This window comes from Synechococcus sp. JA-2-3B'a(2-13) (assembly GCF_000013225.1).
Taxonomy (GTDB): Bacteria; Cyanobacteriota; Cyanobacteriia; order Thermostichales; family Thermostichaceae; genus Thermostichus.
Map to the genome: position 1 here is coordinate 175,434 of NC_007776.1, position 14,193 is coordinate 189,626.

The 14,193-nt window shown below is 59.6% G+C and carries 15 protein-coding genes; 10 read left to right on the forward strand and 5 right to left on the reverse strand.

Annotated features, from left to right (window positions below):
- Positions 1 to 6: 6 nt before the first annotated feature.
- The 7 genes from phnG to CYB_RS00800 are packed head-to-tail and all read left to right on the forward strand — an operon-like array spanning position 7 to position 5,477.
- The gene (gene phnG, locus CYB_RS00770; protein ID WP_011431834.1) at positions 7 to 426 is read left to right on the forward strand and encodes a phosphonate C-P lyase system protein PhnG; all 420 of its coding nucleotides are present in this window, start codon (positions 7 to 9) and stop codon (positions 424 to 426) included.
- The gene (gene phnH, locus CYB_RS14000) at positions 423 to 1,004 is read left to right on the forward strand and encodes a phosphonate C-P lyase system protein PhnH (protein ID WP_049749546.1); all 582 of its coding nucleotides are present in this window, start codon (positions 423 to 425) and stop codon (positions 1,002 to 1,004) included. Before phnG ends, phnH begins: the two co-directional genes overlap by 4 nt.
- Complete coding sequence (locus CYB_RS00780; RefSeq protein ID WP_011431836.1) at positions 989 to 2,041, forward strand: carbon-phosphorus lyase complex subunit PhnI; 1,053 nt, start codon at positions 989 to 991, stop codon at positions 2,039 to 2,041. The genes phnH and CYB_RS00780 overlap by 16 nt, the downstream gene beginning before the upstream one ends.
- A complete protein-coding gene (locus CYB_RS00785; protein WP_011431837.1) occupies positions 2,025 to 2,891 on the forward strand; it encodes an alpha-D-ribose 1-methylphosphonate 5-phosphate C-P-lyase PhnJ in 867 nt (288 codons plus the stop codon). The genes CYB_RS00780 and CYB_RS00785 overlap by 17 nt, the downstream gene beginning before the upstream one ends.
- Complete coding sequence (locus CYB_RS00790; RefSeq protein WP_011431838.1) at positions 2,884 to 3,651, forward strand: ATP-binding cassette domain-containing protein; 768 nt, start codon at positions 2,884 to 2,886, stop codon at positions 3,649 to 3,651. The genes CYB_RS00785 and CYB_RS00790 overlap by 8 nt, the downstream gene beginning before the upstream one ends.
- A gap of 10 nt (positions 3,652 to 3,661) precedes the next feature.
- The gene (locus tag CYB_RS00795) at positions 3,662 to 4,357 is read left to right on the forward strand and encodes an ATP-binding cassette domain-containing protein (protein WP_011431839.1); all 696 of its coding nucleotides are present in this window, start codon (positions 3,662 to 3,664) and stop codon (positions 4,355 to 4,357) included.
- Positions 4,338 to 5,477, forward strand: coding sequence for an alpha-D-ribose 1-methylphosphonate 5-triphosphate diphosphatase (locus CYB_RS00800; RefSeq protein ID WP_011431840.1), 1,140 nt, complete (start codon positions 4,338 to 4,340; stop codon positions 5,475 to 5,477). Before CYB_RS00795 ends, CYB_RS00800 begins: the two co-directional genes overlap by 20 nt.
- Positions 5,478 to 5,517: 40 nt before the next feature.
- On the opposite strand, the gene CYB_RS00805 is transcribed toward CYB_RS00800, so the two are convergent.
- Positions 5,518 to 7,872 carry a polysaccharide deacetylase family protein gene (locus CYB_RS00805; RefSeq protein ID WP_238376839.1) on the reverse strand — a complete coding sequence of 785 codons (2,355 nt, stop codon included), beginning with the start codon at positions 7,870 to 7,872 and terminating at the stop codon, positions 5,518 to 5,520.
- A 266-nt stretch (positions 7,873 to 8,138) separates the two neighbouring features.
- Entirely contained in the window at positions 8,139 to 8,630 is a 492-nt protein-coding gene (locus CYB_RS00810) for a phycobilisome linker polypeptide (RefSeq protein ID WP_071818135.1), read from the reverse strand.
- A gap of 239 nt (positions 8,631 to 8,869) precedes the next feature.
- Here CYB_RS00810 and CYB_RS00815 point away from each other — a divergent pair, with 239 nt between their 5' ends.
- Positions 8,870 to 9,424, forward strand: a complete 555-nt coding sequence (locus tag CYB_RS00815) for a DUF4079 domain-containing protein (RefSeq protein WP_011431843.1) — start codon at positions 8,870 to 8,872, stop codon at positions 9,422 to 9,424.
- A 33-nt stretch (positions 9,425 to 9,457) separates the two neighbouring features.
- Here the strand turns inward: CYB_RS00815 and CYB_RS15590 are convergent, their stop codons facing one another.
- Positions 9,458 to 10,618: an E3 ubiquitin ligase family protein gene (locus tag CYB_RS15590; RefSeq protein ID WP_083757627.1), complete on the reverse strand. Its 1,161-nt coding sequence runs from the start codon at positions 10,616 to 10,618 to the stop codon at positions 9,458 to 9,460.
- Positions 10,619 to 11,115: 497 nt separating this feature from the next.
- Here CYB_RS15590 and CYB_RS15090 point away from each other — a divergent pair, with 497 nt between their 5' ends.
- A complete protein-coding gene (locus tag CYB_RS15090) occupies positions 11,116 to 11,265 on the forward strand; it encodes a hypothetical protein (protein WP_187147255.1) in 150 nt (49 codons plus the stop codon).
- Positions 11,266 to 11,328: 63 nt separating this feature from the next.
- On the opposite strand, the gene CYB_RS00825 is transcribed toward CYB_RS15090, so the two are convergent.
- Entirely contained in the window at positions 11,329 to 12,021 is a 693-nt protein-coding gene (locus CYB_RS00825) for a response regulator transcription factor (RefSeq protein WP_011431845.1), read from the reverse strand.
- Positions 12,022 to 12,228: 207 nt separating this feature from the next.
- On the opposite strand from CYB_RS00825, the gene CYB_RS00830 reads away from it, so the two are divergent.
- Entirely contained in the window at positions 12,229 to 13,002 is a 774-nt protein-coding gene (locus CYB_RS00830; protein ID WP_011431846.1) for a Uma2 family endonuclease, read from the forward strand.
- Between the two features lie 8 nt (positions 13,003 to 13,010).
- Here the strand turns inward: CYB_RS00830 and CYB_RS00835 are convergent, their stop codons facing one another.
- Positions 13,011 to 14,192 carry a glycosyltransferase gene (locus tag CYB_RS00835; protein WP_011431847.1) on the reverse strand — a complete coding sequence of 394 codons (1,182 nt, stop codon included), beginning with the start codon at positions 14,190 to 14,192 and terminating at the stop codon, positions 13,011 to 13,013.
- Position 14,193 lies beyond the last annotated feature (1 nt).

Genomic DNA, 14,193 nt, shown 5'->3' on the forward strand with positions numbered 1-14,193 from the left:
GCTGGGATGCAGCCCCTAGAGATGCTAGAGCTGTTGCAGGAGGCCCCCGAGAAGGAGGTGCTGGCTTTGGCGCGGGAGGTCAGGCCTGCTCTGGGATCCAGCCAAAAGCTCAGGGAAGGGGCAGGGCTGCTGGCGCTCCCCTTTGAGGACTCCCGCACGGGGACGCCCTTCTACGTGGGAGAAGTGCTGGTCTACGAGGTCTGGCTGCGCTTTCCAAAAAAGGGAGTAGAAGGATACGGGATGGTGCTGGGGGAAAAGCCGCGTCTGGCGCGCGCCCTGGCCTACCTAGACGCCGCTCTGCAGGCGGGAATTGCTGTGGAGAAGATCCAGGCTTTGGCGCTAGCGGCTCAGAAGGATCTTCAAGAAGAAGACGAGCGCCTCTGGCGCAAGGTAGCTGCAACTCGCCTGGAGGTGGAGACTCTGTGAGCCTGGGGATGTCCAAAGCCTACGGCCCCACACCGGGACTGGCAGAAAAGCAAAGCCAGCAGGTCTTCCGGGCGTTGGTTAGGGCGTTGAGCTACCCTGGCCGTCTGGAGAGCTTTCCCGCTCGCTCCCTTCGCCAAGCCTTTCGCCTCATTGGGCTGACGCTGGTGGATGGCAATGTAGGGGTTTGGGCGCCAAGCTGGCTGCTGTCGGATTTGCGTGGGCAGGATCCCCGGCCTGTGGCTTTGGAGGCTGCTGACTTTGTCTTTGCCGAGCAGCTGGAGAGTTTGCCCGCTGGCCCAGACAGCCTTTTGGCTCTCAAAAGAGGCACCCACCTTGAGCCTGAAGCGGGAGCGACCCTTATCCTGGGGGCCCCCTTGGGCCGGGGATCCCCTGTGTTGCTCAGAGGGCCCGGCATAGCTGGGGAGATCCAGTTGGCTGTAGGCTTGCCCTCTCTGTTTTGGCAGCTGCGCTCCCAGATCCTGGCCTACCCGCTGGGAGTGGACATCCTGTTAACTGACGGCCCCCAAGTGGTAGGCTTACCCCGAAGCGTGGAGGTGGGTGGATGGGCTATGTCGTAGCGCGGGGCAGCCAAGAGGCCATTCTCAATGCCGAGGCCCTTTTTCGCGAGCTGTTGTCAGCGGCAGAAGCCAAAAGCAGGCGAGGCCGGACAAAGCAGCTGGCTGGGCTGCCCTATCTCCTGGATCATGTGATGGCAGAGGCGGGGCTGTGGGCTCCGGAGCTGGCGGCCACTGCCCTTGTGCAGACAGGGGGGGACCTCTACGAGGCCCTGCTGCTTCTGAGAGCACACCGGACTACTCTCCCTCGCCTAGGGAAAGCCCAGCTGCAGAAAAAGGAAGATCTCCTGCTGGTGCGTCGGCTTTCCTCGGCTTTCAAGAGCATTCCCGGCGGCCAGGTCTTGGGGCCCACCCTAGACTACAGCCTGCGTCTTTTGGGCTTTTCTGAAAGCCCCCCGCTAGAGCCGGCGGCCGTGGCTGCTGCCCAGCACTATCCTTCTGTGCGCAGCTGGCTGAGGGAGCAAGGTCTGCTGGAAGAAGATCCCACGGCAGAGCAGCAAGCCAGTAGCCCTGCTCCAGGGGAAGAGATTCCCGACTTGACGCGGCAGCCACTGCTGTTTCCAGCGCCGCGGGCCCACCGCCTGCAAGCTTTGGCCAGGGGAGATACGGGGGGACTTCTGGCTCTGGCCTACAGCGCCATGCGCGCCTACAACGTCCACACCCACCCAACGGTTGCCGAGTTGGGCGTGGGCTATCTCGAGGTACGCGCCTTTCATCCTGTGCGGGGGGGAAGCTTTCGCCTGGGGCGGATCCGCCTGGTCTTTACTGAGGTGGTGGGACACGGAGAAAAAGGATACCGCTTGGGCTTTGCCGCTAGCCTGGGTTGGAACGAGGGGCGGGCCATCGCTGGCGCCATGCTGGATTTGGAAATGGATCGCCCCAGCCATCCGGCTCGCAGCGAGGAGTTTGTCCTGGTGCATACGGATCCCGTGGAGGCCTCCGGCTTTGCCCTCCACTACAAGCTACCCCACTACGTAACCTTTCTCAGCAACTGGATGAGCCACTTCCAAAAGGAGGCCTCCCTTGAAACCCAAGCATAGCTATGCCTACCTGGATCTGGAGGCCAAGCGAGAAATTCGGCGCAAGGTTCTCAAGGCCCTGGCCATACCGGGCCATCAAGTTCCCTTTGCTAGCCGGGAAATGCCGCTGGCTCGCGGCTGGGGCACAGGGGGATTGCAGCTTACGCTCAGCCTGGTGGGGCCGCAGGACGTGGTGAAGGTCATTGACCAGGGGGCCGATGACTCTGTCAATGCCGCCAACTTGCGCCGCTTCATTGCCCAGGTCAGCGGCGCTCGAACAACCACCGACACGCTGGAGGCCACCCTCATCCAAAGCCGCCACCGCATCCCCGAGGAGCGGCTCCAAGAAGGTCAAATCCTAATCCTGCAAGTTCCCATCCCTGAGCCTCTGCGCTATGTGGAGCCCTCTGACGCCAGGGCGCGGGAGCTACATGCTCTGGGCGACTATAGCCTGCTGTGGGTGGATCTTTTTGAGGAGCACCTACGCCACGGCCAGAGCCGCAAGGGAGCGGCCTACCCAGTTCTGGTCCATGGGCGCTATGGGATGGATCCCAGCCCTCTGCCCCGCTGGGATCTGCCCAAGCTGCATCTGGCAGCCCATATCACCCTCTTTGGGGCCGGGCGGGAGAAGCGGCTCTATGCCGTCCCTCCCTACACCCGGGTGGAGCCCTTGGCCTTTGTGGATCGGCCCTTCCAGCCGGAGCCCATTTTGGGATCCTGCCGTCGCAGCGGTTGCCGCCACGTCTTCCTCAACGCCATTCCCCAAGAAGATGGCAGCTTGGCCTATGAAATCTCCGACCAGGGCTATATGGAAAAGCTGCTGGCCGGGAAAACGAGCGGTCCTCTATTTGTGGAGAAAGAGCATGGCTGAGGAGACCCCCCTTCTGGAGCTGGTCAAGGTTTGCAAAGCCTACGGGGATCGCTGGGCGCTTAAGAACGTCAGCCTCAAGCTCTATCCCCAAGAGGTGCTGGGGGTGGTGGGAGCTTCCGGCAGTGGCAAGACTACTCTTCTGAAGATCCTTTACCTTCAGGAGACAGCCCAGGGGGAGTATCGGCTAAACGTGCCGGGTTGGGAGGGACGTAACCTGCTGTTGCTCTCTCGCTACGAGCAGCCTGCAGCGCGGCACTACCTGGCCATGGTCTATCAGGATGCCGCCCAGGCCCTGCGCATGGGCTTTGCGGCCCTGACTAATGTTGCGGAGCCCCTTGTCCTTAGAGGAGAACGGCGGTTTGGAGTGCTGGAAGCGGAGGCGCAGGAGGCTTTGGAGCGAGCCGATTTTCCTTTAGAGCGAGCCGGGGATCCCCCAGCTTCTCTTTCGGGAGGAGAGCGCCAGCGGGTACAGATTGCCAAAGCTTTAGTCCAAAAGCCTCTGGCTGTTCTTTTGGACGAGCCCACCACCGGTTTGGATTTGCTGGTGCAGGCCACCTTTCTGGATACTCTGCGCCGCCTCAAGCGGCAGTTGGGGATGAGCCTCATCCTAGTAAGCCACGATCTCTCGGTCGTGAGGGCTGTGGCGGATCGAATTGTGGTGTTGTACCAGGGGGAGGTAGTGGAGGAGGGATTGGCCGACCAAGTGCTGGAGGATCCTCGCCACCCCTTTACCCAGGATCTGGTTGCCGCAAGACTTTAGGAAGGGCAAGGTGTTGCAGGTCGTTAACTTAGAAAAGCGGTTCTTTCTTCACCGACTGGGGCGAGAGGTTCTGGCCTTCCAGCAGGTGAGCTTTTCCCTGCAAGCCGGAGAGTTTTTGCTGCTGGAGGGCCCCAACGGCTCTGGCAAGTCTTCTCTACTGCGAACCCTCTACCGCAGCTATTGGCCTACGGCAGGACAAGCCCTCCTGCAGACCCCTCTGGGAACGGTGGATCTGGCCCGCTTAGGGGATCGCGAGGTGTTAGCAATCCGCCGCGAGCGCATCGGCTACGTCAGCCAGTTTCTGGATCCCAGGCCCCGCACCACGGCCTTGGAGCTGGTTGCGGAGCCCTTGCTGTGGCAGGGAGTAGCGGAAAACCAAGCGCGACATCGAGCAGCAGAGCTGCTCCTGGAGCTGGGTCTGAAGCCAGAGTTGCTGGAGACTTTTCCAACCAGCTTCTCGGGGGGCGAGAAACAGAAAGTCAACTTGGCTCGCTCTCTCATCCACCCCTATCCGCTGCTGCTTCTGGACGAGCCCACCGCCAGCTTGGATACTGCAGCCAAGTTGGCCTTGCGAGAACGCCTACGAGCCTTGAAGCAGCAGGGAACAGCTATCATTGGCGTTTTTCACTCCTTAGACGATGTGTCGGGTTTGGTTGACAAAACCTATTCCCTGGAGGTGAGGGCAAATGTGGCTAGCAGGGCCTAAGCTAGTTCTCCCCGATGGTGTCCTCCCGGTGGGATCCCTGCGGCTGGAGGAGGAGCGGATTGCCGAGATTCGGCAGGGGCAAGTGGGGGAAGGGATCCCTTTGCGAGGACTTACCCTGGTGCCCGGCGTAGTCGACCTCCATACCGATAGCCTGGAGCCCGAGCTGGAGCCGCGCCCAGGGGTACAGCTGGCGGTGGACATGGCCTTGGGGATTTGGGAAAACCGAGCTTTGGCGGCGGGGATTACCACTGCCTTTGTAACTCTGTCCTTTTGGGAAGGCCTGCCTGGCTGGCGCAGCCCAGAAACGGCCTTGGCTATGGCAGAGCAGTTGGTGGCGCTGCGTTCCCAGCTGGCTCTGGACTTGAGGATCCACGCTCGCTATGAACTCTCGCGCCCCTTGGGAGCAGCAGCTGTTCGCCAAGCTCTCAGCCAAGGCTGGGTGGATCTCCTTTCCTTCATGGACCACACCCCCGGCCAAGGCCAATTCCGGACGCCGGAGGACTACATCCGCTACATGGCTCGCCATCTGGCCCGGCCTTCCGAGGAGGTTGCCGCTAGTTTGGCGGCCAAGGCGGGGGAGGAGACCTTGCAGAGCTTTGCCCAATTGGCTCAGCAAGCGCAAGCTTTGGGGGTACCTTTGGCTTCCCACGACGACGACTGCCCCGCCAAGGTTCAGTTAATGGCCAAGATGGGCCTGAAAATTAGCGAGTTTCCGGTTACCCTAGCAGCAGCTTTGGAAGCGCGGAAACTGGGCCTGCTGGTGGTCATGGGGGCTCCCAATGCCCTGAGGGGATCCTCCCATGTCGGCAATCTCTCCGCTTCGGAGGCTCTACAAGTAGGAGCCCTAGGCGCCTTGGCCACTGACTACTCCCCCGCTTCAGCCTTGAGGGCTGCCTTTGCCTTGGCGGAGAAGCAGCTGCTGGATCTGCCCCAAGCCATAGCTTTGGTCACTCACAACCCTGCCCAGGCGGTTGGTCTGCAGGATCGGGGAGCCCTTCGCCCAGGCCTAAGAGCCGATCTAGTGGTGCTGCGGGAGAAACCCTTCCAGGTTATGGGTGTATTCGTTGCCGGCAGGCCCGTCTTTCTCAGAGATAGCCTCTGTTGGAGGGGGGTCTTCTAGGCTTCCCGCCAAGGCCTAGGTTGGAAGGCGAAGACAAGACTTAGTCCTGCCCGAAGGCAACCCTGGGCAGCAGTTTCCGGGTTGGCTTGCGCTCCAGGGACAGGGCAGGCCGTTCCAAGCGCGTATCCACCAGTACCGAGGGAGAGGCCAAGTTAACGCGCTCCAGCAGACGCCGCAGCAGTTGAGCATCGATGATGTCCACCCCTTGGCGGGCTGTCGCCGTTCCGGCCACCAGGGGGGTAGGGGTGGCTGGAAGGGGGGATCCCATCTCACTGCGCTCAGGTGCAGCCAGCACCAATTCCGCCATTGCCTGGGCCAGCTCTTGACCATACACCCCATCAGGGCCCGAAGGGAGTAGATCCAGCCGTCCCTGCTGAGTGGCCAGGTGGCTCAACCCCAGTTGCACCGCCACCACCGCCGCCCCCCGATCCCCCCGCCTCAAAGTGCGTTGGCTGGCCAAGACGCTCTCTAGCTGGGCTTTGGCTGCATCTTGGTCGCTAGCTGGCAAAAGTTGCACTAGCCCTTCCAGCTGATCTCCCTCAGAGCCAGCCTTGGCCTCGGGATGGGGATCCTCCCGCCAAAGGCGAGTCAGGTCGTAGAGCAAGATGGCATGGGGCACAGGACGGCTGGGCTGGTTGGGACCGGCATGGCCGGTGGCGAGGATCTCCCCTTGGTAGACCAGGGAGGTGCTAAAGCCAGAGTCCAGCAGCACGGCTTCCCGGATCCCGGTTTTGGGCAGCAGACTGGCCAGGATGGCGGCGTTGACGTGGGTTTTGGTAACTCCGATCACCACCCGCTCCTGGTCATCTACCCCAAAGAAAGCTCTGGGGCGAAACTCAGCAGCGCTGGCAAGGCGGAACGAGTTGATCTCCGCCGGAGAGAGGGCATGGCCATCCTTAACCAGCCACAGACCGGCCACAAACAGATCCGTGACATCCGGCATCAACTGGCGGATGTTCTCCAAGTGGGTCATGGTGTCGGGATCAAAGGGCACAAAGCGGAGGCGATCCCTGCCCAGCAGCACCAGCGGCCGGCCGCGGATTGCCTGGTCATCTTCGGGACGACCGGGGATGAAGGTCTTGTGGTTGGCAGCCATCGCCGGCCCCACCATGACATTGCTGGCAGAGTTGATCCAAGGGATGGAGAAAAAGCTGCCATTGATGCCGGCATCGGCCTGGTAGCGCTGGGCCAGGGTGCTGACCTCGTAGCGCCGCTCCGCATGCACCGTAGCCGCCCGCCCGCCGCGAAGGGTGAGAACACGCACCTGGTTGATCACTTCGTCGGTCAAGGCCAACGGTTGGGTCACATCCAGCCGGTAGTCGGGGCTGCGGTTGAGGCTAAAGGTGCGGGCGCCAATGATGGCCTCGGTGATGCGAAACTGGTTAAAGCGTCGCACCTCCAGCAAGTTGGGCGATTGTCCTGTAAAACCGGGATCCATCGTAAAAGACATCCGGTAACCGGCATCGGCCAGGTATTGCTTCACCCGCTCGTCCCGGTTGCCTTCGGGATAGGCAAAGTAGTGGATGGGGTGGCCCAGCTCCTGCTCCAACTTGGCCTTGCAGTCAAACACCTCTCGCCGCAGACGGGCATCGTCTAGCACCCGCAGGTCAGGAGGATGGTTGACGGTATGGGCGGCAAAGTCGATCAGCCCGCTGGCATCCATCTCCCGCATCTGATCCCAGGTGAAGTGATCCTTGCTGGTGGGCACGCCGACAAAGCCGGTTTGCACAAAGTAGGTGGCGGGGTAGTTGTACTCCTTCAAAAGGGGGTAGGCGTTCTCGTACAGGCCCAGGTAGGCGTCGTCAAAAGTGAGCAAAATGGCTTTTTCGGGCAAGGGATCCCCGTCCCGCAGGTGTTTGTACAGTTGGTCGATGTGGATGGGGGTCAACCCCGCCTGCTTAATGGCCTCAAAGTGTTGCCGCAGCTCCGCCGCCGTAGTGTCGAACCAGACCTGCTTGCGGCCAGCCACCACATCGTGATACATGATGGCGGGCACATAAGAAAGGCTGGCCAAGGGATCCAAAGCAAAGGGATCCCGTTCCAGTTGGGTCTCTAAGGAGATGGGCAAGCGCTGTTGAGCCGCTTTAGCGTGGGCGCGGGGGGCAGGGATCTCCGCTAGAGGTGGCGAGAGCCCCGGCAGGCGGCTGACCCAATCGGGATGAGCAGTTGCCCAGGCTACCAGGGCTCCAGTCCCAAACCCCAGCAGGATCACCAGCAAGCTGAAAAAGTGGAACGACCTAAGGCGAGACTTTGCCGGCGAACGTCGAGGGGGATGGGGAAAGCTCTGTCGTGAAGTGGGTGAGGAGTATGGCTGGGATCCCCTTGCTGACCCAAAGCCTGCATGGCCTTGGGGCATCGACCCTCCCAAGCGCGTCGGCTGTCGTCGAGATGTCATGGCCTCACTCCCCACTCCCAATTGCAAAAGCTCAGCCCTCGCCGGAACGCCTTTTCCTACCCAAAGCCCACCCCCAGGACAGCAGGAAAAGGCAGCCTTCCAGGCAACGGCAAAACCAACGCCAGCCTACCACCCCATCCTCAGGTTGGGGATAGGGGAGAAATCGCCGCATGCTTTCTACAGGGATCCCTCGTTGAAATTGTTTGAACCAGAACGGCCTGGACAGGTGGCCTGAAAGAACCCAGAACCTCCCAGGAAGCCGCCCGCTACTCAAGGGTGCTTAGCAGATTGGACTCGGCAATGCTGACGATCTTGCCTCCCATTTGGGTGATCCGTTTCACTTCTTGGGAAAGGCGGCTGAAGGGCACTTTGTACTCGACAACACTTCTGCGCACACCTCCTCCCACGAGGCCGGATACCTTGATGGCGAAGATTTTATCGCTATTGGGCAGCCCTCCTTCTGAGCTGCTGGCCTGAGCAACCTCTGGTTCTGGAGCCGATGCCACCTGAGGCGCCGTGGCGACGCTCTCCCGCTCCAGGAGTAGCCGCCAGCTGCGGGGATAGGCAGGCGCCAAACGATAGACCACCTTATAGGAGCCGGCTATGTGGTCATCCTCGGCCTCCACCTTCACCACAGTTCCCGCTGGAATGTCCAGCTTGGCCCCCTTAGACATGACTTTAATTCCCGGCCAATTGGTGGGCACATCCGTCAGCAGCTCGACCTCAAAGGCTTGATCCCCCAACAACAACTTGGCCATCTCAACAACTCCGTTTTGCTCAGCACTCAGTGGCGAGAGAGCCGCTCACAGCCACAGCTTTACCGTCAGACATTCTACCGCTGCCAGGTGCCCACCAGAAGCTTCCCGCTGGCATGGGTCAGCTGACGTCCTCCCTTCAACGAATTGAGGGAGATCACTGATGTCCTCCCATTCTAGAATTGGGGTGTTGTAGATTTGTTAAGCAGCTGTAGATTTATTGCGGAGGTAGAGGGAGCGCCATGAACCTGTTGAGCTTGGCCTTGCCGGATCTGTCGGCAGCTTCGGATGGGTTAGCCGCCACCTTGCAGCCCGTAGCCCAGTTTTTTGCCGGCCTTAACTTGCCCCAACCCATTGTGCAATGGGGTCACCCCTTGATGATGGGGATCGTGGTGGTGGTGATGGGCAGCTTTGTCGGCCTGACTGGGTGGCGAGGACGGGCCTTGCGTCTGGCAGCCGCCTCCACAGCGCCAGAGGGATCCCTGCCGGAAGCGGCCCAGAAGCCTCTGCTTGACCACCGCAAATTGGCCCCCTGGATGGCCACCTTCATTGCCTTGGGCTACACTGGCGGCCTTCTTTCTCTGGTGATGCAAGGGAAGCCCCTGTTGAGCAGCCCCCATTTTTGGACGGGATCCCTGGTGTTGCTGTTGTTGGCGGTGAATGGAGCTTTGTCCCTCAGCGGCTTTGGGGGCAACCGCGCTGCTTTGCGCACCACCCATGCCTATGTGGGCAGCCTCATTCTATGTGTACTGTTTGCCCATGCCCTGCTTGGGCTCAAGCTGGGTTTGTCGTTGTGAGTGGCAGTAGGCTTCCCTCTGCCTGGGCAGGAACTAGCGATAAGGCTGCAGGGATTGCAGCAGGTGGAGCACGGTGAAAATGCCGATACCCAGCAGGACGACGGATCCCACCAGGTAGCTGCTGGCATTGGAGCGCTGCTCTTCCAAGAGGGCTTCAGGGGATTTGGGGGCAATCATAAACCTTTCCCCAGAAAGGGGTTTTCGGATCACGGGATCCCCTGCCTCAAAACGCACCTGCCCCATGGTAAACGCCATCGCATCCACCGGAATCACCCATTCCTTATAGATAAAAGCTCGGGTGGAGCGATTTTCTGTTCTCACTCCGGAAAGGTAGCGCTTGAGATTGAAGTTGAACCGGCTGGGCCCTTTTCCTGGAAAAATATGCTCATCCACAACCGACATAGCCTCTATCTCCGCACCTGTGGGATCCACCCTCACCCTTCCAGTTTCGTCTTCGATGAAAAAAGGGATCTGGCGAACCACCGAGTGAAGGGTTTCGTCTCTCGTTCTCGTCTCTCTTTCAAGGAGATATTCCCGACCTGTGCTCGGATCGTAATACACGTTGGCGTAGTGTTTTTGGGGAGAGCTTACTTCGGAAAACGGCGATTTTTGAGGATAGCCTGGAGAGCCAAGCTGCTGGGGGTAGCCAGGGTTGGGCTTTTGTGGAAAAGAATTAGAGTAGTCGGGATCAACCCTTTTCTGAAAAGAACCGGAGTCAGAGTAGCCCAAGCCGGGCTTTTTCCCGACCATCTCCCCCGGATAGGATTTTGCTCGGGATCCCAAGCGTAGAGCGTTCTGATATTCGCCTTCGCTGATCCGTTCGCTATACGCTACATCGCCTCGGCTATTCAAATACCTTCGATAGCATTCGATCTCGTCATACTCCCAAGAGATCTCAGACTTGTAGTAGACGCAAGGCTGTCGCGAAAGTTCCGATACCAAAGGCCGATCGCACACAACCCTGCCGTAAACTTGAGCCAAGTTTGCTCCTTTTGCCTGGGGGTTGGTCTGACCGAGATGGCGAAGCTCGGCTATCTTGAGCAACCGAGTTGCAGAGAGCTGTTGAACCAACCTTTGGGAGCGCAAATACTCAACAAACGAAAACAGAGAGGCAGGAAGACAAAGCAGACCAAGCAGCATCAGCCAGTTCATAAAGGCCTTCCTTTCCGGGGGTGGGAGTGAAGTTGGCCTCATGCTAGCAGTTACCTGTGAAACAGGATTTAAGAGAAGTTTAAGGCAATCCCGAATGCGGGCAGTTCCAAACTTTACCAAGAAGCTAGGCCTGAAGCCCCGCCCTTCCAGGACGGCTTTTGCCCTGTTAGACCTGCGATAAGATACACCCACGCTGGTCAGAGAAGCCAAACTCCTCAACGCCACTCCAGCGCAGTACCAAGCCTTGGATGACAGAGTACACCGGCCAGGTGGTGGGGCTGGATGTGGGCGACAGCAGTGGGCAAGCTGTGCCGTGTCTCCAGTTTTTGCGTCGTGCCGAAAGGAGATTGAAGCAACAGCAAAGAAGACTGAGCAGAAAGTTAGGCCCACGGCCCGCTGGCGTGAATAGGAAGGGGGTAAAACCTCAATACAGCAACTACCACAAGTAGAGGAAGCGGCTTGGCGAGGTACACTTCAACCAAATCAAAGTCTGGCGCCAGCGTAGAGACCGGGTTATTGAGCTAGCCCAGTGTGTGGGAATGTCTCACGACATTGTGGTTTATGAGGACTTGCAGGTGCAGAACTTGGTGAGAAATCACCACTTGGCCAAGTCTTTCACGCTAGCGGCGCGGAGCGCTTGGGGGAACGACTGGGGAGATAGGCACCGCCGTCGTGGAGGGGAAACCTGATACAGCTAAGTGCTGTCGCAGAACCAGGAACCAGAATCCTTGCTCTTTGGGGCGGGGGGCATGTCAATCGCGCAACACGTAGCCTACCCCGCGCACCGTCTGGATAAGGCGCTTCTCCCCTGGGCCTTCGATCTTGAGGCGCAAGTAGCGAATATAGACCTCGATGATATTGGAGTCGCCCGTGAAGTCGCAGCCCCACACATGCTCTAAGATCTGTTGGCGGGTGAGCACCTGACGGGGGTGTTCCATCAAGTAGCGCAACAGGTCGTATTCTTTGGCCGTCAGCTCCACCTGTCGCTCTCCCCGGGTTACCTCCCGCGTTACGGGATCCAGAATCAGATCCATGAACACCAACTGGCCGTCGCGGGATCGCCTTGGCTGCCGCAAATAGATCCGTATCCGAGACAGCAGCTCCTGAATGCTGAAGGGTTTGACCACGTAATCATCCGCCCCGGCATCCAACCCCGCTGCTCGATCCGACACCTCATCTCTGGCGGTCATCAACACCACCGGCACGCGGTTGCCCGTTGAGCGCAGTCGCCGACAAATTTCCAAACCTGAGATGCCGGGCAACATCCAGTCCAACAGCACCAAGTCGGGGTTTTGGTCGCAGGCTGCCCTCAACCCGGCCATGCCATCGCTGGCTACGCTGACTCGATATCCCTCACAGGTCAGCTCCGTTTCCACAAAACGAGCCAGCTTAGCTTCATCTTCGATCACCAGAATGTGGGCAGAAGAGGGTTCAGGCTCTGGCATACGCTCTCTTGCTGAATCCAAGGAAGACGCCGAAAAACTTGCTCATTGCCCCCAAGCATATCTCAACCGTATGGATTGGCAGTCGAGATGACTGAATCCGTCCCAGCCTGCAACAGCCTTGTGGAATTGCCTGGGGTTGATATCAGCAAGTGCTTTGAGTTATTCAAAAGGCATTCATGTACCTTATCACCATGAGTATCCTCAGCCATGACCCTCTCTCCTGTTCGGCTCACCCCGCCCCTACCTCCCATTCGATGGGAAAAACTGCCGGAAGACTTTCCCTTGCCGGATGAGCCTGTGGAAAGCACCTTACAGCCCCTTTTGGCTGCTGCTCTGCGTGAGGCATTGGAACTCGCTCAGATGATCCCTGCCCAGGCTTTGATCGCCTCCAACTTTGGCCTTTGCAGCACTGTCGGGGACAAGGTGGTGGTGAAAGCCCCCGACTGGGTTTATGTGCCCGCAGTACAGCCGATTCCCGAAGGAGAGATCCGCCGCAGCTATACCCCCCACCTAGAAGGGGATCCCCCGGCGATTGTGATGGAATTCATCTCCGAAACCGAGGGCGGCGAGTACTCCATCAATCCCCACTATCCCTATGGAAAATGGTATTTCTACGAGCGCATTTTGCAGGTGCCTGTCTATGTAATCTTTCATCCCAAAACCGGTGAGCTGGATGTCTACCGCCTGGAGAATGGCCGCTATACCCCTGTATCGGCGGATGAAAACCGTCGCTACTGGATCCCGGAGATTGGCTTGTTTTTGGGGGTGTGGCGGGGACAAAAAGCCGAGACCAAAGCCAACTGGTTGCGGTGGTGGACTGCCGATGGGAATTTGCTCCTATGGGGAATCGAACAGGTAGAGCAGGAGCGGCAGCGGGCCGAAGCGGCAGAAGCAGCCCTCGAACAGGCCCGTCTGGAACAGCAGCGCCTAGCCGCGAAATTGCGGGAGTTGGGCGTGGATCCCGAGGCAATAGCCGATTGAGGGCTCTCCTAGTAGGTGCGCCCGCGCCAAGAGCGGGGCCGGCTGAGGGCAGATAGGATTATCCGCAGAACGGCCAAGGGATCCGCCAGAGGCGACATCCAGAACGTCCAAGGGGGATCCTGATAGGAGCCGCGAATGCCCAGCAGTACACCTAAGCGCAGAATCAGTAAGCCTAGGTTAAGCCCCAGCAGCACCTGCTCCGTCAGGGAAAAGGGAAACCCCATCCCGGCTTTGCCCAACAGCCCTACAACCACCGGCCCAGGGATCCCTTGGGTGAGGACGAGGAGAGCTATATCCCCCCACAACTGGGCCACAGGGGTGGCATCTTTCAAATCGAGGGATCGGCCCCACTCTCGCCAAGTTTCGCCAAAAGAAGTGTACATGCGCACCTTGAGCAGGTGCCGACCGTCGTAAAAAGCTACTTTAAAGCCGGCTGCCGCAATCTGCCGCACCAGGGTCACATCGTCACAAAATGAAGCCCGCGCCACTGTGTAGCCATTCATCGCTTCCAGCACCGACCGGCGCACTAGCATACATTGCCCATTGGCCATCGTCCGTTCCGGCAGGGTGGCGGTGTCTCCGGCGGCCCCGTAGCGGTAGATCAGGGTCACCAAAAGAGCCGGCTGCAGCCAGCCTTCCCCCCAGTGCTGCAGGATAAACTGCGGTGCCAGGGTGATCAGATCCAGACCTTGGGCCTGGGCAGTTTCCAGCAGGCGCTCCACCAATCCTGGCTGGGGACGGGTATCGGCATCAATGCCCAGGATCCACTCAGAGGCCGGATCCGACTGGAGAAATCCATAGTGCAAGGCCCAGGGGCGCCCCACCCATCCGTTGGGCAAGGGATCGTCGGTTACCAGACGGAAGCGCGGATCCCGCTTGGCCATCTGCAGCACTTTTTCGGGGGTGCCATCTTGAGAGCGGCTGTCCACCACCAGCACCTCCCGCAGTACGGAGCTCTGTTGGTGCAATCCTTCTAGGCAGGGATCGATGCGCTCGGCTTCGTTGAGGGTGGGCAACAACACGCTGACCAAGCCCGGCTGCAAAGGGATCCCAGGCTGACCGGGAGGCAGAGGGGAAGGGCGCCGCAAAGAGGGCAGCAGCCGCGCCAGCAGCACCGCCAGCATCGGCACTTGCATAACCAATAGGCTCAGGGCGGCAGCATCTCCGGCCCAAGCAGGGATCCCGTTCATG

What these genes read in the sequence shown, in the direction of transcription:
- phnG (WP_011431834.1), top strand. Translation starts at nt 7, where the DNA reads ATGCAGCCCCTAGAGATGCTAGAGCTGTTGCAGGAGGCCCCCGAGAAG.
- CYB_RS00800 (WP_011431840.1), top strand. Translation starts at nt 4,338, where the DNA reads ATGTGGCTAGCAGGGCCTAAGCTAGTTCTCCCCGATGGTGTCCTCCCG.
- CYB_RS00815 (WP_011431843.1), top strand. Translation starts at nt 8,870, where the DNA reads ATGAACCTGTTGAGCTTGGCCTTGCCGGATCTGTCGGCAGCTTCGGAT.
- CYB_RS00835 (WP_011431847.1), bottom strand. Translation starts at nt 14,192, where the DNA reads ATGAACGGGATCCCTGCTTGGGCCGGAGATGCTGCCGCCCTGAGCCTA.
- CYB_RS15090 (WP_187147255.1), top strand. Translation starts at nt 11,116, where the DNA reads ATGTCTCACGACATTGTGGTTTATGAGGACTTGCAGGTGCAGAACTTG.
- CYB_RS00790 (WP_011431838.1), top strand. Translation starts at nt 2,884, where the DNA reads ATGGCTGAGGAGACCCCCCTTCTGGAGCTGGTCAAGGTTTGCAAAGCC.
- CYB_RS00830 (WP_011431846.1), top strand. Translation starts at nt 12,229, where the DNA reads ATGACCCTCTCTCCTGTTCGGCTCACCCCGCCCCTACCTCCCATTCGA.
- CYB_RS15590 (WP_083757627.1), bottom strand. Translation starts at nt 10,618, where the DNA reads ATGAGGCCAACTTCACTCCCACCCCCGGAAAGGAAGGCCTTTATGAAC.
- CYB_RS00825 (WP_011431845.1), bottom strand. Translation starts at nt 12,021, where the DNA reads ATGCCAGAGCCTGAACCCTCTTCTGCCCACATTCTGGTGATCGAAGAT.
- CYB_RS00805 (WP_238376839.1), bottom strand. Translation starts at nt 7,872, where the DNA reads ATGACATCTCGACGACAGCCGACGCGCTTGGGAGGGTCGATGCCCCAA.
- CYB_RS00810 (WP_071818135.1), bottom strand. Translation starts at nt 8,630, where the DNA reads ATGGCCAAGTTGTTGTTGGGGGATCAAGCCTTTGAGGTCGAGCTGCTG.
- CYB_RS00780 (WP_011431836.1), top strand. Translation starts at nt 989, where the DNA reads ATGGGCTATGTCGTAGCGCGGGGCAGCCAAGAGGCCATTCTCAATGCC.